Annotated in this window: 21 protein-coding genes; 12 read left to right on the top strand and 9 right to left on the bottom strand. The window is 69.9% G+C overall.

What is annotated here, in order from left to right; genetic code table 11:
- Positions 1-23 precede the first annotated feature (23 nt).
- From DI276_RS49375 to DI276_RS49355, 5 genes are all read left to right on the top strand, one after another.
- Positions 24-2,198, top strand: coding sequence for an NHL repeat-containing protein (locus DI276_RS49375; protein WP_157985446.1), 2,175 nt, complete (start codon positions 24-26; stop codon positions 2,196-2,198).
- On the top strand, positions 2,195-3,154 hold the full coding sequence (locus DI276_RS49370; RefSeq protein WP_112277286.1) for an AAA family ATPase: 960 nt from the start codon (positions 2,195-2,197) through the stop codon (positions 3,152-3,154). Before DI276_RS49375 ends, DI276_RS49370 begins: the two co-directional genes overlap by 4 nt.
- Positions 3,151-4,257, top strand: a complete 1,107-nt coding sequence (locus tag DI276_RS49365) for a DUF58 domain-containing protein (RefSeq protein WP_232837457.1) — start codon at positions 3,151-3,153, stop codon at positions 4,255-4,257. The genes DI276_RS49370 and DI276_RS49365 overlap by 4 nt, the downstream gene beginning before the upstream one ends.
- Before the next feature lie 121 nt (positions 4,258-4,378).
- On the top strand, positions 4,379-6,376 hold the full coding sequence (locus DI276_RS49360) for a transglutaminaseTgpA domain-containing protein (protein WP_198681377.1): 1,998 nt from the start codon (positions 4,379-4,381) through the stop codon (positions 6,374-6,376).
- Between the two features lie 85 nt (positions 6,377-6,461).
- On the top strand, positions 6,462-6,692 hold the full coding sequence (locus DI276_RS49355) for a hypothetical protein (RefSeq protein WP_112277284.1): 231 nt from the start codon (positions 6,462-6,464) through the stop codon (positions 6,690-6,692).
- A 16-nt stretch (positions 6,693-6,708) separates the two neighbouring features.
- On the opposite strand, the gene DI276_RS49350 is transcribed toward DI276_RS49355, so the two are convergent.
- Entirely contained in the window at positions 6,709-8,313 is a 1,605-nt protein-coding gene (locus DI276_RS49350; protein ID WP_112277283.1) for a serine/threonine-protein kinase, read from the bottom strand.
- A 61-nt stretch (positions 8,314-8,374) separates the two neighbouring features.
- Positions 8,375-8,968: a DUF4230 domain-containing protein gene (locus DI276_RS49345; RefSeq protein WP_112277282.1), complete on the bottom strand. Its 594-nt coding sequence runs from the start codon at positions 8,966-8,968 to the stop codon at positions 8,375-8,377.
- Positions 8,969-9,114: 146 nt separating this feature from the next.
- Here DI276_RS49345 and DI276_RS49340 point away from each other — a divergent pair, with 146 nt between their 5' ends.
- Genes DI276_RS49340 through DI276_RS49330 form a run of 3 tightly spaced genes read left to right on the top strand, consistent with a single transcriptional unit; the run spans position 9,115 to position 10,889 of the window.
- Positions 9,115-10,005 carry a proteasome assembly chaperone family protein gene (locus DI276_RS49340; RefSeq protein WP_232837456.1) on the top strand — a complete coding sequence of 297 codons (891 nt, stop codon included), beginning with the start codon at positions 9,115-9,117 and terminating at the stop codon, positions 10,003-10,005.
- A gap of 9 nt (positions 10,006-10,014) precedes the next feature.
- Entirely contained in the window at positions 10,015-10,374 is a 360-nt protein-coding gene (locus DI276_RS49335) for an MmcQ/YjbR family DNA-binding protein (protein WP_112277336.1), read from the top strand.
- Positions 10,347-10,889, top strand: a complete 543-nt coding sequence (locus DI276_RS49330; protein WP_332874772.1) for a YciI family protein — start codon at positions 10,347-10,349, stop codon at positions 10,887-10,889. Before DI276_RS49335 ends, DI276_RS49330 begins: the two co-directional genes overlap by 28 nt.
- Here DI276_RS49330 and DI276_RS49325 read toward each other — a convergent pair.
- The 3 genes from DI276_RS49325 to DI276_RS49315 are packed head-to-tail and all read right to left on the bottom strand — an operon-like array spanning position 10,886 to position 12,592.
- The gene (locus DI276_RS49325; protein WP_112277280.1) at positions 10,886-11,341 is read right to left on the bottom strand and encodes a dihydrofolate reductase; all 456 of its coding nucleotides are present in this window, start codon (positions 11,339-11,341) and stop codon (positions 10,886-10,888) included. The two genes, DI276_RS49330 and DI276_RS49325, sit on opposite strands and share 4 nt — an antisense overlap.
- Positions 11,338-12,135, bottom strand: coding sequence for a thymidylate synthase (locus DI276_RS49320; protein WP_112277279.1), 798 nt, complete (start codon positions 12,133-12,135; stop codon positions 11,338-11,340). The genes DI276_RS49325 and DI276_RS49320 overlap by 4 nt, the downstream gene beginning before the upstream one ends.
- A 19-nt stretch (positions 12,136-12,154) precedes the next feature.
- On the bottom strand, positions 12,155-12,592 hold the full coding sequence (locus DI276_RS49315; RefSeq protein WP_112277278.1) for a MarR family winged helix-turn-helix transcriptional regulator: 438 nt from the start codon (positions 12,590-12,592) through the stop codon (positions 12,155-12,157).
- Positions 12,593-12,675: 83 nt separating this feature from the next.
- Here DI276_RS49315 and DI276_RS49310 point away from each other — a divergent pair, with 83 nt between their 5' ends.
- A complete protein-coding gene (locus DI276_RS49310) occupies positions 12,676-13,449 on the top strand; it encodes an SDR family NAD(P)-dependent oxidoreductase (RefSeq protein ID WP_112277277.1) in 774 nt (257 codons plus the stop codon).
- Between the two features lie 52 nt (positions 13,450-13,501).
- Positions 13,502-14,287, top strand: a complete 786-nt coding sequence (locus DI276_RS49305; protein WP_112277334.1) for an aldo/keto reductase — start codon at positions 13,502-13,504, stop codon at positions 14,285-14,287.
- Between the two features lie 69 nt (positions 14,288-14,356).
- On the opposite strand, the gene DI276_RS49300 is transcribed toward DI276_RS49305, so the two are convergent.
- The 3 genes from DI276_RS49300 to DI276_RS49290 are packed head-to-tail and all read right to left on the bottom strand — an operon-like array spanning position 14,357 to position 17,378.
- Positions 14,357-15,685 (bottom strand): ABC transporter permease, encoded by a 1,329-nt coding sequence (locus DI276_RS49300; RefSeq protein ID WP_232837455.1) that lies wholly within the window; start codon positions 15,683-15,685, stop codon positions 14,357-14,359.
- On the bottom strand, positions 15,685-16,383 hold the full coding sequence (locus DI276_RS49295) for an ABC transporter ATP-binding protein (RefSeq protein ID WP_112277275.1): 699 nt from the start codon (positions 16,381-16,383) through the stop codon (positions 15,685-15,687). Before DI276_RS49295 ends, DI276_RS49300 begins: the two co-directional genes overlap by 1 nt.
- The gene (locus DI276_RS49290) at positions 16,383-17,378 is read right to left on the bottom strand and encodes an efflux RND transporter periplasmic adaptor subunit (RefSeq protein WP_112277274.1); all 996 of its coding nucleotides are present in this window, start codon (positions 17,376-17,378) and stop codon (positions 16,383-16,385) included. Before DI276_RS49290 ends, DI276_RS49295 begins: the two co-directional genes overlap by 1 nt.
- Before the next feature lie 97 nt (positions 17,379-17,475).
- Here DI276_RS49290 and DI276_RS49285 point away from each other — a divergent pair, with 97 nt between their 5' ends.
- Together DI276_RS49285 and DI276_RS49280 are read left to right on the top strand one after the other, a co-directional pair.
- The gene (locus tag DI276_RS49285) at positions 17,476-18,321 is read left to right on the top strand and encodes an SDR family NAD(P)-dependent oxidoreductase (RefSeq protein WP_332874771.1); all 846 of its coding nucleotides are present in this window, start codon (positions 17,476-17,478) and stop codon (positions 18,319-18,321) included.
- Positions 18,318-18,794, top strand: coding sequence for a DUF1360 domain-containing protein (locus DI276_RS49280; RefSeq protein ID WP_232837453.1), 477 nt, complete (start codon positions 18,318-18,320; stop codon positions 18,792-18,794). Before DI276_RS49285 ends, DI276_RS49280 begins: the two co-directional genes overlap by 4 nt.
- Here DI276_RS49280 and DI276_RS49275 read toward each other — a convergent pair.
- Positions 18,789-19,364, bottom strand: a complete 576-nt coding sequence (locus DI276_RS49275; RefSeq protein ID WP_112277271.1) for a hypothetical protein — start codon at positions 19,362-19,364, stop codon at positions 18,789-18,791. The two genes, DI276_RS49280 and DI276_RS49275, sit on opposite strands and share 6 nt — an antisense overlap.
- Positions 19,365-19,419 lie beyond the last annotated feature (55 nt).

Below are 19,419 nucleotides of genomic sequence, written 5' to 3'. Positions count from 1 at the left end.
CCCGGCGGGCGAGGGAGGCGCGCATGGCTTGGTGGCACCGGATCAGACGCATTATCTCCGGTGGAGGACGGGAATCGGCGAGTTTCGTCGCGGCACTGCTGGGTGTGCTGGTGCTCGCGGGCGCCGCGCTGGGGCAGGGCATCTCGCGGACGTCGGTCGCGGTGTCGGACGGGCTCACGTGGCTGGGCGACGACCAGCGCGGTGAGGTCGTGCAGATCAACCCGGTGTCGGGCAAACCCCAGACGCGGCTGCAGATCAGCGGGCCCGACTCGCAGCTGGAGATCGCGCAGGAGGACGGCCGGCTGATCGTCCTGAACCGGCGCACCGGCGAGATCACGGTCATCGACCTGGCCACGCTGCTGGCGTCCGGCCGGCGGCAGGCGCCGCCCGGTGCGTCGAGCAAGGTGCTGGTGTCCAACGGGATGGTGTTCGTCGTCGACCGCGCGTCCGGCACGATCCACACCGCGGACCCGTTGACGCTGGCCGACGTCGGGCAGACGTGGGAGGCCGGGCAACCGCTTGCCGACGCCGTCGTGGACGAGCGCGGTGTGCTGTGGCTGGTCGACCACGGCGGCACGTTGCGGTCGCTCGACTGGTCCTACGACGAGGAGCGGTTCGAGGAGCGGTCGCAGCGGCAGGTCACGGGTGCCGGGCCGCGCACCGTGCTGGTGCCGCACGACCAGGGCGTCACCCTGATCGGCCTCGACGGTGGTGTCGTGGTGCGCGACGGCACGGGTGAGGACGTGTCCCGTTCGACCGACCGCACCGATGCCGAGGTGATCGCCGCGCAGACCGCGCCGACGGACCTCGTGCCCGCGTCGCTGCCGGACTCGTCCGTGGTGGTGCTCGTCGTGGACGGCCAGGTGATGCGGGTCGACGTGGGTGCGCTCGGGTGCCCGAAGCCCGGTCGGCCCGCGGTGTTCCGCGACAAGGTCTACGTGCCGTGCAAGGGATCCGGCAAGGTCATCGTCCTGGACCGCGGCGGGCAGCGCGGTGGGGACGACGTGCGCACGTCCGGCGGGTCCGACCCCGAGCTGGTGTTCGACGACGGCCGGTTGTTCGTGAACGTGCCGGGCTCCTCGAACGGTGTGCTGGTGGACGCGGACGGCGCGACGCGGTCGTTGACGATCCGCAGCCCCGAGCTGCCGGTGAAGGACCCGGACCGCTCGCCGCCGCCGTCGGTGCCGCCGCCCCCGCCGCCGAACCCGAACGAGCCGGTGAAGCCGCCGCGCAATCCCGGCAACGGCAACAACAACCCGCCGCCGAACGGAGAGCAGCCGCCGCCATCGGTGCCGTCTTCGCAGCCGTCCAATCCGGCCGGCTCGGCTCCGGGTGCTCCCGCGGGTGTGACGGTGCGGGAGAAATCGCGCAGCTCTTCGACCGTGGTCGTGACGGTGAGCTGGACGGCTGCCGTGTCGGCTGAGCCGGTCGTCGGCTACACCGTGACGGGTTCCGGCTCGTTCAGCGGTGGTTCGGTGTCGGCCCAGTCGGCCGGTACGTCTGCCGACTTGTCGTTGCCGTGCACGGGTTCCACGTTCTGCACGAGCGGCAGGCTGGACGTGACGGTGCGCGCGTCGACGGCTACCACCGCTGGTGCCGCGGGCATGACGGCGTTCACGGTGACGGGGCCGACCACGCCGCCTCCGCCGCCCAACAACCCGCCGCCCAACCCACCGCCGAATCCGGGGCCGACACCACCGCCGAACAACCCGCCGCCCGTCGTCACGACGACGACCACACCCCCGCCGCCGCCACCGCCGTCGTTGCCGACCGCGGGTGCCGCGGTGATCTCCTCGATCACCGGTGGGCGCATGTCGTCCAGGCGCACGGTGAACATGGCGCCACCGGCGGACTGGGCGAGCCACAACGGGCGCTGCGAGGTCGTGAACAAGACACAGGGCTACTCGGTCGGCATCGCGTGCAGCGCCACCAGCGCGCCGGTCGACCTGGAAGAGGGCAGCAACACGATCGTGGTGCGTGCTTACGCGGCATCCGGCGGTGGCCAGGTGGAGTCCGCCGCGAAGAACGCGCTCTACATCCTGGACGAGTGCCAGGGCAGGCCCGGCTGCGTGCCCCGGATGGCTCCTGCCGGTGTGGAGACCGCGCCGATGGGCGCGGGTGGCCTCGGGTTGCTGGCGTGCGCGTTCCTGTTGCGCATCGGTGTTCGCAGAAATGGTCACGGAGAAGAGGAAAAGTGATCGACACCGGTGAGGTTTCCGCCTTCCGCGACCTGCACACCCGGCTCGGTGACGCGGTCGAGAGCGCGGTGCGCGGCAAGCGCGACGTGATCGACCTGGTGCTGGTGGCGATGTTCGCCGGCGGCCACGTGCTGCTGGAAGACGTGCCGGGCACGGGAAAGACGACGCTGGCGCGTGCGGTCGCGGGTGCGTTGGGCGGTGTGTCGCGGCGGGTGCAGTTCACGCCGGACCTGCTGCCGTCCGACGTCACGGGCACGTCGGTGTACGACCCGCAGACGGGGCAGATCCGGTTCCGGCCGGGTCCGGTGTTCGCGAACATCGTGCTGGCGGACGAGATCAACCGCGCGGCGGCCAAGACGCAGTCGGCGTTGCTGGAGGTCATGGAGGAGCGGACGGTCACGATCGACGGCGTCGGGCACGCGGTGCCCGACCCGTTCCTCGTGGTGGCGACGCAGAACCCGATCGACCTCGACGGCACGTACCGGTTGCCGGAGGCGCAGCTGGACAGGTTCATGGTGCGCACCTCGATCGGCTACCCGTCGGTGGAGGACGAGCTGGACGTGCTGCGTCCGGGCAGTGGCGCGGGCCGGATCGCCGACGTGCGCACGGTGACGTCACCGCGCGAGGTGAGTGCGTTCAGCGGGCGGCTTTCGCTGCTGCACGTGGCCGATCCGATCCTGCAGTACGTGTCCTCTTTGGGCGTGGGCACGCGTTCGGACGAGCGGCTGCGGCTCGGCACGTCGACGCGTGGTCTGCGGACGCTGGTGCGGTGTGCGCAGGTGTACGCGGCGTCGAAGGGCCGGCATTTCGTGGTGCCGCAGGACGTCCAGGACATCGCGGATCCGGTGCTGGCCCACCGCCTGGTGCTGACGCGGGAGAGCGTGCTGGCGGGCGTGACGACGTCCGAGGTGCTGGCCGACGTCCTCTCGCGCGTGCCGGTGCCCAAGCCCGCATGAGACTCACGTTGCGCGGCACCGGAACCGCGGTGCTGGGCCTGCTGATGCTCGGCGTCGGCCTGTGGTGGCGCTACGCGGGCATGGCGGCGTTCGGTTTGGCTTTAGTTGCTTTGGTGGTCGCCTCTGCGGTCTCGGTGCTGGTGGCCTCGCCGCTGACGGTGTCGCGGACCGTCCGTCCACGCACCGTGCCGCGCCTGGCCCGGTGCAGCGGCCGGTTGGAACTGTCGTCTTCCGGTCGCTGGCCGGTGGCGTTGGACGCGGTGGATCTGGTCGCGGGTACGGCCATGGCCGTGGACGTGCCGCTGCTGTCGCCGGGTGCGGTCGAGGCCGTCGACTACGCGATTCCGACCGAGCGACGCGGCGTGTTCGACGTCGGCCCGCTGACGTTGCGGCGCAAGGGCTTGGCCGGTCTGGCCCAGACGCGCACCGTGCTGGGCGAGGTGGTGCAGGTGCGCGTCGTGCCGCGCGTGCTGCCCGTGCGCGGCCTGCCGTCCGGCGCCCGCCGCGGCCAGGTAGGCGCCGACGAACGCGTCGAACGCGGCGGCACCGACCTGGTGGGCCTGCGCGAATACGTGCCGGGCGACGACCTGCGCCGCCTGCACTGGGCGACGTCCGCGCGCACCGGCACGCTGATGATCCGCGAGGACGCCGACCCCGCCCGCCCACACCTGGCCGTGCTGCTCGACGACAGAGCTTCGTCGTACTCGCTCGAGCAGCGGTTCGAGGAGGCGGTCGAGGTGGCGGCGTCGCTGATCACCTCAGCCCTGGAACAGGGCCACCCGGTGCGGCTGCTGACGTCGTCCGGCGGCACCGACCTGGAGGAAACCCAGGACTCGGCGCCGATCCTGGCCGCACTGGCGGACCTGGAGCTGCAGGACGTCGATGGACGTCCTTCGGTGCCGGTGCGCGACCTCGACGTGGTGGCGGTGATCAGCGGAACCGCCGTGCCCGCGCTGGTGCTGGAGGCTGGGCGGGCTGCGTTCGGCGTTGTGCTGGTGGTGGAGGAGAAGCGTCCGGTGGGGGCGGCCGGGTCGGTTTTGGTGATCAGCGGGGCGAAGGCCGAGGACCTGGTCGACTCGTGGAACGCGGTGGTGGCCCGATGAAGTACGCGTGGCTTGCGGGCGCGCCTGATGAGGTATGCGGGTCTGGCGGCCGGGTCGGTCTGGCTTGCGCATCTGGTCGTCGGATCGGTTCGTCCCGCGCGTCTGGTTGGGCGGTGTCGTGATGAAGTACGCGTGGGTGGCCGCCATCCTGCTCGTCGCCTCCCTCCAACTGGCCCAGGCCTGGGACGGCGCGTTCGTCTACTTCGGACTGGCCGCGTTCACCGGCTTCCTCGCCCTGCTGCTGAAGCGCCTGGTGCCGGCTGGCCTGGCCGCGCTGGCCGTCATGGTGCTGGCGATGTCAGGCGGTTTCTTCGCGGCCCGTGGCGCGTCCCCGGACCGCGACCCGACGTGGGTGTTGCTCGACACCGTCCCCAGACTCCTCACGGCCGCGCGGCCGGCCCCTGCCACGCCGGAGCTTCTGGTGCCCGGCCTGTTGCTGATCATCGGTGTGTCCACGGTGACGGTGTTGTCGGTGACCAAGCGGAACACGGCGTTGTTCGTGCCCGCGTTGGGGGCGGCGGTGCTGTACGTGTCGGCGGCGTTGCTCACCACGGGGCGCGCGGACAAGTACGGGCTGGTGGCGCTCGTGCTGGTGGTGTTGCTGGCGTTGGGATGGCTGATCATCGACCGGCGTGGGCCCGTGGTGCCGCCTGCGGTGTTGGCGACGGCGCTGGCGGCGTTGACCTTGGTGGCGTTCGTGTTGCCCACCAACGGGTTTGAGCCGCGCAAGTTGGTCACGCCGCCGGTCACCAACGTGGCCATCGCGAATCCGTTGCCGCAGCTTGCCGCGTGGGCCGCGCAGGGGGAGGCGGAGCTCTTCCGGATGCGCGGGCCTGAGGTGCCGGTGCGGCTGGTGACGCTCAGCCGGTACTCCGGGGCGTCGTGGGAGGCGGCCAGCACCTATGGGCCGCTGGGGGTGGTGGACGCGCCGGACTTGCCCACTGGTGGGAAGTTCCAGGACGCCAGCGTCGACCTCACGATCACCGGGCTGCAGGGGGAGTGGTTGCCTGGGGTGGGGAAGCCGCAGGCGGTGTCGTTGAGCAACGCGATGGTGGATCCGGACACCGGGTCGCTGGTGGTGGCGGACGGGCTCAGGACCGGACTCAGCTACACCGTGCGCGGCACGCTCGAGACGCCTGCCGACACGGATCTGAGCGAGGCGAAGGTGCCTGTCGACGCGACGAGGTACACGGCGTTGCCGCGGTTGCCGTTCACGTTGGCGGAGTATGCGCGGCAGGCCACCCAGAGCGCCCGCACGCCGTACGAGAAGGCGGTGGCGTTGGAGCAGGTCGTGCGGCTCAACCGGCGGCCGGACGCGGAGGCGCCGGTCGGGTCGTCTTATGCGCGGCTGGAGACGTTCCTGTTCGGTGCGGCGGGAGAGTCCGGTGCTGGGGCGGGGACGGCCGAGCAGTTCGCGTCGGCTTACGCGGTGCTCGCGCGGGCGGTCGGGTTGCCCACGCGGGTGGTGGTCGGGTTCCAGCCGGTGCCGGAGCAGAACGGGGAACGGATCGTCCGGGCCGCGGATGCCACGGCCTGGCCGGAGGTGTACTTCAGCGGGTGGGGGTGGGTGGCGTTCGATCCCGTGTCCGGCAACGGAAGCGGGCCCAGTGCCGCGTCCAAGCGGGAGGTGCTGAACCGGCTCGCGTCCACGACCGCGAAGCCGACGCCCACGTCGTTGCCTTCGGTGCCGCCGCTGGTGCAGCCGACGCCGGTGCAGCCGGACGCTGTTGCCGCTCCGGAAAAACCAGCCGGGTTCCCGTTCTGGGTGTTCGCGCCGGTGTTGCTGCTGGTGGGGCTGTACGTGGCGCGGACTGCGCGGCGGGTGCGGTTGAGGGCGGCCGGGCCGGTCGGGGCGTGGCACGAGGTGCTGGACTCGTTGCAGCTCGCCGGGTTGCGGCCGCGGGCCAGCCGGACGGTGCCGGACGTGGGGCGCGAGTGGGGTGATGCGGGCGTGCGGCTGGCGGTGCTGGTGGACGAGGCCGCGTTCGCACCGCAGCCGACCCGCCAGGAGGACAGCTGGCGACTGGCCCGGCAGGTGCGGAAGGCGGTGCGGCGCAAGGCTTCCTGGTGGCGCAAGGCGGTGTGGGCCGTCGATCCGCGGCCGCTGCTGCGCCGTTAGCGGTACCCGTGCAACTGTGATCAACTCCCGGAGTTCGCGCGGTAGCGTTCGTGAGCGAACCAGTCGTCGAGTCTCTGGGGGAGACATGAAGTTCACGAAGATGGTGTGCGCTACCGCGGTCGTGTTCGCGGCGCTGGGAGGAACGGCGTCCGCGGCACCGGGCGACGTGTCGGTCATGGGCCCGTACATCGCCGACTCCGCGGGCCTGCAGGAATGCCAGACCGACGGTGCGGCCTATCAGCAGGAGCACGGCAAGCAGACCAGTTGCCGGCTGGCGGCGGACAGCAACCAGTACTACCTCTGGGCGAGCATGTGACGGCTGAGCGACACCGCTAGTTCTTGGCGGCGCACACCTTGGCCGAGCTGCCGCGTTCGCCGTTGTAGCCGAACGCCGCGATCTGGAAGCAACGCCGGCCACCGCCGCCGTCCTCGATCACGTACTTCGTGCCACCACCGGTCACCCTGGTCACGGCAACGGGCTTGGCGCCGGTCACGTCGATCACCACGAACTCGGCCTGGCCGGCGCTCGGGTCCGACCACTCCAGTTCGATCGCCTTGCCTTCGTACTCGGCGCGCTTCAGCACCGGCACGAACTTCGGGTCGGCGTTCGGGGGCGGGCCCGCGTCGGTGGACTCGGTGGTCGGCACCGGCAGCGTCGTCGACACCGGCGACTGGGACTGCCGGTCCGCCGGGCGGTTGAGGAGCAGACCCGCGATGACGCCGCCCGTCACCGCCACCACGGCCAGCAGCGCCAGCACGCCGCCGCGGCGCGACTTGCGGACCGGGCCGGTCATCGGTTCGACCGGAGGCAGGTCCACGGACGGCAGCGTCGCGACCGGGCGCACCGGCGGAGCAACGACCAGATCCTGGTGGCGGTAGGTCAGATCCTCCAACTGGCCGCGCCACGAGTCGTCCGGCTCAGGTTCCTGCTCCGGTTCTGGCTCCGGTTCCGGCTCGGGCACGAACCCGCGCGGGCCGAAGCCCGGTGCCTCGGTCGGGCCGTCCGGGATCACGAAGGTGCGGTCGCCCAGCATCGCGGTCGCGTCCGGGTCCACAGTGGACACCGAGAGCGCGGTGCCGGAGTTGACCGCCAGCAACGCGTCGCGCAGTTCCAGCGCGGAGCCGAAGCGTTCGGCGCGGTCCTTGCGCAGACAGCGGTTGATCACCGCGACCAGCGCGGCAGGCACGTCGAAGCGGGTCAGCGAACGGGGTTCGGCGCGGGTGACGCGGCCGACGTAGGAGAGCAGCGTGTCCTCGTCCGGGTTGTCCGAGGCGAACGGCGGCTTGCCCTCCAGCAGCGTGAACAGGGCGGAGCCGAGCGACCAGACGTCGTCGGCGAACGACGGGGTGCCGCCCTCCAGCATCTGCGGAGCGGCGTGGCGGTAGCTGACCATCTGCAGCGACGCGGAGTGGCCCGCGTCCGCGCCGCGCGCGATGCCGAAGTCGGCCAGCACGTAGGACGTCGGCAGCACGAGCACGTTCTGCGGCTTCACGTCGCGGTGCAGGATGCCCTGGCCGTGTGCGAACGCCAGCGCGTCGGCCACGGCGATGCCCGCGGACACCACGTCCGGCACGGGCAACGGGCCCATCGCGCGCAGACGGTCGTGCAACGAGCCGCGCTCGTAGTACTCCATGACGATGCACGGCCGGCCGTCCGGGAGCGTGCCGGTGTCGAGCACCGTGACGATGTGCGGGTGCTGGCGGCCCAGCTCCACGGTGATCGCCAGCTCGCGGCGGAAGCGGGCGACGGTGGCCGGGTCGGTGACCTGCAGGACCTTGACCGCGACGTCGCGGCCCAGGCCGTCCTGGCGGGCGCGGTAGATCGTGCCCTCGCCGCCCTGCGCGATCACGCGGAAACTGCTGAAGCCCGGTAACGCGATCGCGGGTGCGGGCGCGGCACCCGCGGCGGGCGCCCAGGCCATCAGATCGTCTTCCACCAACGAATCCTATCCCGCTGCGGCCGGCTCACCCGACGTTCGGGGCACAGCGGCAAAGGGTTCAGTCCGTCAGCACTTTCACCTGGAATCCCAACGACTGCAGCATCCCGGTGAGCATCACGCGGGTGTTGTCCTCCGCGCGTTTGAGCAGCTCCGACTGCCGGGCCGCCTCGGCGATCTTGGCTTCACCGGCGATGTAGAACCGTTGCACGTCAGGAGGTCCGGCCAGCGCCTGCAGGTCGTTGATCAACCCGCGTTCCTGGCTGAAGACGTACGAGCGGTCGTGGTGCATGTTCGGCTTGTCCAGCTGCGGTTTCGGCAACCGGAGCTCGACGGTCTTGCCGTCCGGCGACACGATCAGCCCGTCGTCCTTGAGCGTCCCGAAGTCGACGTAGGCGTTGACCGACCCGGCGGCCACGAACAACGTGCGCTCGCCGGCGAGCGGGGCCGGCACCCACTTCACGTCGTGCTCGATGTCCAGCACGACCTGGAACTCGCCCGCCGCGGCGTGAAACTGGCTGAGGTCCCGCACCGACTTGAGCATCGCGGGCTGGCTGCGGTCGATCGAGGCGTCACCGAAGGGCTTGAACTGCCCGAACACGAACAGCGTCGCGCCGAGGAGAAGGAAGAAGGCAGCGACCAGAGCTCCACGCATCACCCAGCGCCTGTCCACCGCGTTGGAGTACCCGTGAGGTGATGCGCTCACACGAGCCGTATGGGCTAATCGACCCGTGCGGAATCAGTCTCGTGCCCACATGGTTGGCTTTGACGAGATTGAAACGACGGTTTTGGAGGCGTGCGGTGCTGGACCCGGAGAACCTGTACGAGGTGGACTCGGAGGTGCCGGACCTGACAGGTGCGGTGCTGCTGCACCACTTCGAGGGCTTCATGGACGCCGGTGCCGCGGGCCGTTTGCTCGCCGAGCACCTGCTGGAGACGCTGGAGAGCCGGGTCGTCGCCCGGTTCGACATCGACAGCCTGATCGACTACCGCTCGCGCCGGCCGCTGATGACCTACGCGACGGACCACTGGGAGGACTACGGCACCCCCGAGCTGGTCGTGCACCTGCTGTGGGACAGCGCCGGTCACCCGTTCCTGCTGCTCACCGGCCTCGAACCGGACCGCAGCTGGGAGGCGTTCGTGCGCGCGGTCCAGTCGTTGATCGACCGCTGGGGCGTGCGCCTGACCGTCGGTTTCCACGGCATCCCGATGGGTGTGCCGCACACGCGTCCGTTGAACGTCATCGGCCACGCGACCCGGCCTGAGCTCGTGTCGGAGTACCAGCCGTTCTTCAACCGCGTGCAGGTGCCGGGCAACGTCTCCGGGCTGCTGGAGTTCCGCCTCGGCCAGGCCGGTCACGACGCGATGGGCTTCGCCGCCCAGGTGCCGCACTACCTCGCGCAGTCGCAGTACCCGACCGCCGCGGTGACGCTGCTCGACGCTGTCGCACGGGCGACAGGCCTGGCGTTGCCGATCGGGTCGTTGATCGACGCGGCTCAGGCCGCTGATGCCGAGATCCACCGGCAGGTGGCGGAGTCGGAAGAAGTAGCCCAGGTGGTGGAAGCGCTCGAGCGGCAGTACGACGCCTTCATCCAGACTGTCGGCAACACCGACCTCCCCAGCGCGGACGAACTGGGGGCCGAGTTCGAACGGTTCCTGGCCGAGCAGCAGCGTCCGCCGGACCACCTGTAGGAGCTTGTGATGGCCACCTGGAACGACGTGCGCCGGATCGCCACCTCCATGCCCGACGTGACGGAGCGGGTGCGGGAGGGCGTCGTCGACTGGAGGGTCAAGGACAAGCTCTTCGTGTGGGAACGGCCGTTGCGCAAGACCGATATCGCCGCTTTGGGGTCTTCTGCGCCGTCTGGGCCGATTCTGGCGGCACGGGTGCCGGATCTCGGGGCCAAGGAGGCGTTGCTGGCCTCCGATGAGTCGGTCTACTTCACCACACCGCATTTCCAGGGGTATCCGGCGATTCTGGTGCGGTTGGAGCACATCGAGGTGGGGGAGTTGGAAGAGCTGATCGTCGAGGCGTGGCACGCACGGGCGAGGCGCAGGTAGTGGAGTTCTTCTGCTACCACCGGGACCGGCCCGGCTCGCTGCCGTTGCGGGAGAAGCTGATCGAGGAGCACTGGTCCTACATGGATCGGTTCCCGCTGATCGCCCGCGGTCCTGTGTTTGACGGCGGGGTGTTGACCGGCAGCGTGCACATCGTCGACGTGCCTTCTGCGGCTGAGGCGCGTGCGTTCGCGTTCGACGAGCCCTGCTACCAGGCCGGCGCGTACCGGGACGTGCTGGTGCGCAGGTGGCGCAACGTGCTCGGGCGGACGATGTGGGACTTCACCGGCGGCCGCGAAGGTCACCTCGTGCTCGGGTTCGGATCCGGGGAGCCCGTCGACCTCGTGCCTGGGCGCACGGAGGAGTTGGTCGCGTACGGGCCGTTGCTGTCCGACGACGGCACCCAGTGGCTGGGTACTGCGGCGTTGGTCCGGTCAGCTGACCCGGCGGCGCTGCTGACCCTCGACCGCTACGACGCGGTCGAGGTGCACGAGTGGCAGTTCGGCGGCCGTCGCTAGTAGCTCACGAACCGGAAGTGCAGGCCTGAGCTGGACTCCTGCCACTCACCGACGTGCAGAGGCTCGCGGTCGATCGCCGGCGCGTACGTGTCGCCCTCGAAGACCTCGCGGATCTCGGTGACCTCGATGCGGTCCGCGAACGGCAGCGCGGCCGCGTAGACCGCCGAGCCGCCCATCACCCACGCGTCGCCGGTGACGTCGGCGAGCGCCTTCTCGATGCTGCCGAACGTCTCGGCGCCGTCCTGCGGGGTCCGCGACAGCACCAGGTTGCGGCGGCCGGGCAACGGCCGGAAGCGCGGCGGCAGCGACTCCCAGGTGCGGCGGCCCATCAGGACGGCCGCACCCGCGGTGGTCTCCCGGAAGTGCTTCATGTCCTCGGGGACGTGCCACGGGATGGCGTTGTCGCGGCCGATCACGCCGTTCGGCGCCTGGGCCCAGATCAGGCCGATCACACCGCCACCGGAGCCTTGATGCCGGGATGCGGGTCGTAACCGACGATCTCGAAGTCCTCGTAGGAGTGGTCGAACAAGGACGGCGCGGAGGCCATGCGCAGCTCCGGGAACGGGCGCGCCTCGCGGCTCAGCTGCAGTTCCACCTGCTCGACGTGGTTGTCGTAGATGTGGCAGTCGCCGCCGGTCCAGATGAAGTCGCCGACCCCGAGCCCGGTCTGCGCGGCGATCATGTGGGTCAGCAGCGCGTAGGAGGCGATGTTGAACGGCACGCCGAGGAACAGGTCCGCGCTGCGCTGGTAGAGCTGGCACGACAGCTTGCCATCGGCCACGTAGAACTGGAAGAACGCGTGGCAGGGCGGCAGCGCCATCTGCGGGATCTCGCCGACGTTCCAGGCGGACACGATGATCCGGCGCGAGTCCGGGTTCTCCCGCAAGGTGCGGAGAACGTCCGCGATCTGGTCGACGTGACCGCCGTCCGGGGTCGGCCACGAGCGCCACTGCACGCCGTAGATCGGGCCGAGCTCGCCGTCGGCGCCGGCCCACTCGTCCCAGATCGTCACGCCGTGGTCCTGCAGCCACTTCACGTTGCTGTCGCCGCGCAGGAACCACAGCAGCTCGTAGGCGATCGACTTGAAGTGGACCTTCTTCGTCGTGATCAGCGGGAAGCCGGCGGCGAGCGGGTAGCGCAGCTGGTGGCCGAAGATCGACCGCGTGCCGGTGCCGGTGCGGTCCTCCTTGCGCACGCCCTCCTTCAGGACGTGGCGGAGCAGGTCTTCGTACTGCGTGTCGGCCATACGGGTGAGCTTAGTTGACCTACAGCCTGGCGAGCGCCTCGACGAGTGGCTTCAGCTCCGGCATCCCCTCGGCCTCGGCCAGCGACTCGGACAGGGCCTGGTCGTGCGTCGGACGGGCGAGCGCGAGCAGTTCGTGGCCCTTCTCGGTGACCTCGGTGTAGATGCCGCGGCGGTCCGTCGGGCACAGGTAGCGGGCGAGCAGGCCGCGCTCCTCCAGGCGCGTGACCAGGCGCGTCGTGGCCGACTGGCTAAGCACCACGGCGTTGGACAGCTGGTTCATCCGCAGGTGGAAGCCGTCCTGGCGGTTGAGGACGTCCAGAACGGTGTACTCGCTGACGGAGAGTTCGTGCGCCTTCTGCAGCGCTCTCTCGAGACGGTCCTCGATGCGTGCGTGCAACGCCGCGAGCGTGCGCCAACCCTGAGCGCGCGCCTGGACGGCGTCGTCGTCCAGTGACATAGGTCAACCCTTCTCGAATAGACAGCGTGTGCAACTATTGCGTACGCTCATTATCGTCTTCAACAAGTCTACCGGGGAGAGACATGGATCTGTCGGGACGCACGGCCCTGGTGACGGGCTCCACCTCCGGCATCGGCTTCGCGACGGCGGAGGCGCTGCTCAAGGCGGGTGCCGCGGTCGTCATCAGCGGTCGTAGCCAGGAGCGCGTGGACGAGGCGCTGGCGAAGCTGAACGGAGACCTGCCTGGTGTTGATGTGTCTGGTGTCGCGGCCGACATCGCGACCGCCGAGGGTGCGTCTCGCCTGGTGAACCAGCTGCCCGACGTGGACGTGCTGGTCAACAACATGGGCATCTACGGCGCGAAACCGGTGTTCGAGATCGACGACGCCGAGTGGCAGCGGTACTTCGACACCAACGTCATGTCCGGTGTACGGCTCTCGCGGCACTACACGCCGCGCATGGTCGAGCGCGGCTGGGGCCGGGTGATCTTCGTGAGCAGCGAGTCGTCCGTCTTCACGCCCACCGAGATGGTCCATTACGGCATGACGAAGACCGCGCAGCTCGCCATCGCGCGGGGCATGGCGCAGGCCGTGAAGGGCACCGGTGTCACGGTGAACTCGGTGCTGCCCGGCCCGACCCTCACGCCGGGCGTCGAGGAGTTCATCCGCGACCGCGTCGGCGAGGGCGGCGAGGCCGAGTTCGTCCGCACCGAACGGCCCACGTTGCTGCTGGGCCGCCTGATCCGCCCGCACGAGGTCGCGAACCTCATCACCTACGTGGCGTCGGACCTGTCGTCCGCGACGACCGGTGCCGCGTTGCGCGTCGACGGCGGTACCGCGCCGACGCTGATTCCGTGAAAACGAGTAAGGATCTGTTTTGAACATCGTGAAGCTCAACAACGGCGTCGAGATGCCCCAGCTCGGTTTCGGCGTCTGGCAGGTGCCGGACGCGGAGGCCACGCCCGCGGTCAGCGAGGCGATCAAGGCCGGCTACCGCAGCATCGACACCGCCGCGATCTACGGCAACGAGAGCGGCGTGGGTGCGGCGCTCGGCATGGTCGACCGCGACGAGCTGTTCATCACGACGAAGCTGTGGAACGCCGACCAGGGCTACGACCCGACGCTGCGCGCGTTCGACGAGTCGATGAACAAGCTCGGGCTCGACGTGCTCGACCTGTACCTGATCCACTGGCCGACGCCCGCCCGCGAGCTGTACGTCGACACCTGGAAGGCGTTCGTCGAGCTGCAGAAGGAAGGCCGGGTCCGCGCGATCGGCGTCTCCAACTTCCAGCCCGCGCACCTGCGCCGCCTGATCGACGAGACCGGCGTGGTGCCGGCCGTGAACCAGGTCGAGCTGCACCCGTACCTGCAGCAGAGCGAGCTGCGCGCGTTCCACGCCGAGCACGGTGTCCAGACCGAGGCCTGGTCGCCGCTGGGCCAGGGCGGTGAGCTGCTGTCCGACCCGGTCGTCACGGAGATCGCCGCGCGCCACCACCGTTCGGCCGCGCAGATCGTGCTGCGCTGGCACCTGCAGCTCGGCAACGTGGTGATCCCGAAGTCCGTGACGTCGGCGCGGATCCGGGAGAACATCGCGGTGTTCGACTTCGAGCTGTCCGAAGACGAGCTCGCCGCGCTGTCCACACTGGACCGAGGCGGCCGCATCGGCCCGAACCCGGACGAGTTCAACCAGGCCTGAGAAAGTACGAAACCCCGGACCGTCTCTCACGGTCCGGGGCTTCGCCGGCGACGGGCCTGCGCCTCCTGATCAGGCCCGCATGACTGTGGCGATCGGAATTCGCGCCGCGCGGATGGCCGGGATGAGCCCACCCAGCACACCGGCGAGCAGACCCGCGATCACGCCGGCAACGCCTGCCTCCCACGGGAAGGTGGTGCCCTGCAACGACGGGAAGCGGCTGCCGAACATCATCAGCGCGACCTGCAGGCCCGCCGCACCCGCGCCGATCGCCAGCGCGGCGGTCAGCAGGCCGGTCAGCAACGTCTCGGCGAGCACGATGCCGGCGAGCAGCATGCGAGACATGCCCACCGCTCGGCGCAGCGCGAACTCCTCGACGCGTTCACCGACCGTGGCGAGGCCGACGTTCAGGATGCCCGCGACGCCGATCAGCAGCACCAGGAACGCCATGCCCAGGAAGATCAACCGCATGATCTTCAGCTGGGACTCCATGCGCTCCTTGGAGTTGACCACCCGGAAGTGCAGGTTGTTCTGCTCGATCCCGGCACCGACGAGCTTGGCCTTCAGCAGCTGCTGCAGGTCGTCCGAACCCGGCTGCAGGTAGACCTCGAGGCCGGTGCCGCCGCCGCGGAACCTGTCGAGCTCGCTGGTCGCCGCCGGGGCCGGCATCCACGTGCGCAGCTCGTCGAGACGCAGGTACACCCGCGGCTGACCGTAGCCGTCCTGCACGACGCCGATGATCTGCGGCGACACGTGGTGGGTGGCGCCCTCGATCATCATCTCGCCGGGGACGCGGTACATCCGCAGGCCCTTCGCGGCCTCCTCGTTCAGCACGATCCGCGGGGCGAGCGACGGGGCCGAGCCGAAGTCGAGCCAGTTGCCCGAGACCGGGCGGAACGGCTTGAACGGCCGGATGTCGCCGGTCAGCGCGACCATGCTGACCTCGATCGCCTGGCCGTCCGGCTTCTTCTCCTGCGGCTTCTGCTCCTGGCACACACCGCCCGCGTCGCAGTACACCGACGGGCCGCTGTAGTCGCCACCGCGGTTCGCGTACTCGAACGGCATGCCGCCCTCGTTGATCGGCCGCACGCCCGGCTCACCGATGACCGCCTTCGAGCTGATCATCGCGACCGCGTCGGCCCGGCCCTTCAGCGTGGCCTCGACGATCCCCGGCGCGCCCTTCTCGCCGGGGATGTAGCCCATCATCGTGCCGTCCTTGCCGGACTGGAGCTCGACGTCGGTGAGCATCGCCCGTTCGGCGATCTCGGCCCCCGCCTGCACGGTCACGACCGCGAGGACGCCGAGGAACAGCGAGACCATCGACAGGAACGTGCGCAGTTTTCGGGCGCGGATGCCCTGTCCGCCGATGACCAGGGCGGACCGGAACTTGCCGGAAAGCATCAGTTGAACCGCCCGTCGCGCAGCTCCAGCACGCGGCCCATCTTGCGCGCGTGGTCGTGGTCGTGCGTGACCAGCACGAGGCCGCAGCCCTGCCTGGTCGTGTTGAGCAGCACCTCGACGACGAGGTTGCCGGTCTCGGTGTCGAGCGCGCCCGTCGGCTCGTCGGCGAGGATCACGCGCGGCTGCCGGACCAGTGCACGGGCGATGGCCACGCGCTGCTGCTCACCACCGGAAAGCCTGCTGGGCTTGGACTTCGCGAGATGCGCGATGCCGACCTGCTCCAGCGCGTCCATCACCTGCTGCTTGCGCTTGCGGCGCGCCGACCAGCCCTGGCCGTTCACCAGCGCCATCGCCACGTTCTGCGCCGCGGTGAGGTGCTTGAGCAGGAAGAAGCGCTGGAACACGAACCCGAACTCCGCGCTGCGCAACGCCGCGGCCCTGCGCTCGGGCAGCTTGGTGATGTCGTTGCCGTGCAAGAAGTACTGGCCCTCGTCCGCGCGGTCGAAGAGCCCGATCAACGACAGCAGCGTCGACTTGCCGGAGCCGGACCGGCCGAGGATCGCCACGCTCTGCCCGGGGTGGACGGTGAGGTCCACCCCGGACAGGATGGTGCGCGGTTCCTCCTGGCCCTTCAGAACTTTCGTGATGCCGTTGAGCTGGAGCAGCGGCGCCTGCACTTGAACCTGAGGGGCGGTCATCACGGTCCCGTCGGCTTCTGCTGGTCGCCGCCCTGCTGCTGCGCTTCCGGCAGGTTGGGGCCGGGCACGCCGAGCTCCTCGTCACCGGTGAGGCCCGACTTGACCTCGATGACCTTGCCGTCGGTGAGGCCGAGCGTGACGTCCGTGGTGCGGCGCGAGCCGTCCGGCTGGATCACGTCGACCTTGCCCTTGCCCTGCTGACCGGCCACGGCCTCGACCGGAACGACCAGCGCCTGCGTCGACTTGCCGGTGGTGACCTCGATCGACGCGCTGGCGCCGTTGATCATCTGCACGTCGGCGGGCGCGGTGCACACGATGCGCAGACCCGTCGAGGAGCTCGGCTGCTGCGGCTGGTCCGGCGTCTTGGGCTGCTCGGGCTGCTTCGTCTGGCCCGACGGCGGGGTCTTGGTGTCCGGCGTCTGCGTGGGCTTCTCCGGCATGGTGCCCTGCGGCAGCGCGGCGATGGTGCCGAGCACGGTGCACGGGAACGGGCCGGGACCGTTCTTGATCTGCACCGTCACGTCCGTCAGCGCGCCGTTGATCTTGTACGCCTGCTGGCCGTCGATGTCGCCGACGATCGCGTAGCCGACGTGCTTGGCCGACGCGATCGGCATGCCCGCCGTCACCGTCGCCTTGTCGTCGACGAGCCGGCCGCCGAACGTGGCACCGGCCGGGATCTCCACGTAGTTCGGCGTCTGGTCCTTCCACACCGTCGCGACCCTGGTGGGCTTGGTGGGCGTGCCGTTGGGCGCCTGGAGCTCGAAGTACCGCACCTGGCCCGCGACCGGCGCGACGAGCCCGAACGTCGGGTTCATCTCGACCTTGCCGGAGATGCTCAGCTTGGTCGTCAGGTCCTGCCTGGTCGGCTTGACCTTGGTCATCGTCGTGCCGCGTTGCGCCAGCTCCGGATTGGCCTGATCCGGACCTGACGGACTGCACGCCGCCACGGCTACCGTGACCAGCGCGCACAGCGGCGCGAGAAGAATTTTGCGCACGAAAGTCCCCCATGTCGTTTCGACCAACCTACCGATAAGGACACCCCACGGGCCGGTGAGGTTGCATCGGACTTTCGGCCGATGTCGCATCGACCTGGTGGCCACGGGTATCCGGTGTTCGACCGGAAGGAGAACACCTGTGAATGCGCTTGCCGTGGTAACCGGTGCATCGAGTGGAATAGGTTACGAACTCGCGAAAGTGCTCGCCGACAACGGCTTCGACGTCGTGGTCGCGGCCGAGGACGAACGGATCGACGAAACGGCCGCGCAACTCGAGCTGCGCAGCGGTGGCGTGCACGTGGAAGCGATGCGCGTCGACCTCCGCGGTTACGAGGGCGTGGAGCTGCTGGTCTCGCGCGTGCGTTCGCTGGGACGCCCGGTCGACGTGCTCGCCGTGAACGCGGGCGTCGGCGTCGGTGGTGACTTCATCCGCGACACGTCGCTCGGCGACAACCTGGAGATAGTGGACCTGAACGTCCGGTCTTCCGTGCATCTGGCCCATCGGCTGATCGGCGACATGGTGGACCGCAAGGAGGGCAAGGTGCTCTTCACGTCCTCGGTGGCCGCGACCGCGCCCGGCCCGTTCCACTCGGTTTACGCGGCTTCCAAGGCTTTCCTGGCGTCGTTCGCGCAGGGCCTGCGGGAAGAGCTGCGCGACACCGGGGTTTCCGTGACGACGTTGATGCCGGGACCGACCGACACGGAGTTCTTCGAGCGCGCGGGCATGCAGGACACCAAGGTGGCGACGAGCGAGAAGGACGACCCGGCGCAGGTGGCGCAGCAGGGCTTCGACGCGCTGATGAAGGGCGACGACCACGTGGTCGCGGGGTCGCTGAAGAACAAGGTCCAGGCGATCGCCGGGAAGGTCGCGCCGGATCCGGTGAAGGCCAAGATGATGCGGACGATGACGGAACCGGGATCGGCGAAGGACTCCGACGAGTGAAGAAGATCTGGCAGGCGTACGGCGAGCACCGGCCGTTGCCCGGTTACCTCCTCGCCATCGGCAGCTACGCGGCTCTCGCGGGCGCGGTCTCAGTGGCCGGGCGCCTCACCGGCGTCCGGCTGCCCGAGCGGTTCTCGTTGCGCGACACCGCACTGGTCGGTGTGGCGACGCACAAGGCGAGCCGGTTGCTGACCAAGGAGGCGGTGACGAGCCCGCTGCGGGCGCCGTTCACCCGCTACGAGGAACCGGCGGGGCACGCGGAGCTCAAGGAGACCGCCCGGTCGGACCACCCGGCGCAGCACGCGATCGGCGAGCTGCTCACGTGCCCGTTCTGTGCGGGGGTGTGGATCGCGAGCGGGCTCACCGCGGGACTGGTGTTCGCGCCGCGGCTCACCCGGCTGGTGTCGACGGCGCTGACGGCCGTCGCGGCGTCGGACGCGCTGAACCTGGTGTACGACAAGCTGAAGTCATGACTCGCGGCCGCGCCGGCTCCCCTCGTACGCCCGCTCGCGCAGCAGGGCGAGCCAGCGCGGCGCCAGTTCCATTCCCGGCAGCAGGTTGAGCGTCGGGTCGAACGCGACCGGCGCCAGGTCGCGGTCCTGACGGTGCAGCGTCACGGTGGCGACCTGGCGCCAGTCGGCGTCCTTGCCGGAGGCGTGGAGGGTGAACCCCGACGGCATCTCGCCCTCGAGGGCGTCGGGAACAGCCATGAACCAGACCAGCTCGCCGCGGTACCGGTACGGCGCGAGCGTGCCGAGCCGAGCGTCCTTCCAGTGGCGCACGAACTTCGGCAGCAACCGCGTCCGTTCGCCCGTGCCGGTGCTCGACAGCAGCAGGTCCCAGTCGCCCGACTCGGTGGGCACCCGCAGTGCGATGCCGAGCACGTCCGGCTTGCCAGGACCCGTGCCGGCGCCCTTCGAGAGGCGCACGGGCACGGTCGCGTTGGCGGGAAACGGTGGAGTACCGCTCAGCTCTCCGGTCGTCAGGACGCCGCGCGGATGCAACGCGCGGGCGTGCCTGGCCTTCGCGAGCAGGCGGAACACAGTCGACAGCACACCCTCGTGTACCCGCCGAACCCGCTCGAAAACGCGGTGTTTC

It is taken from the genome of Lentzea terrae (genome assembly GCF_003265345.1).
GTDB classification, from domain to species: Bacteria; Actinomycetota; Actinomycetes; order Mycobacteriales; family Pseudonocardiaceae; genus Lentzea; species Lentzea terrae.
The sequence above is the reverse complement of the archived record's forward strand: the minus strand, read 5'-3'. Positions and strand labels throughout refer to the sequence as shown.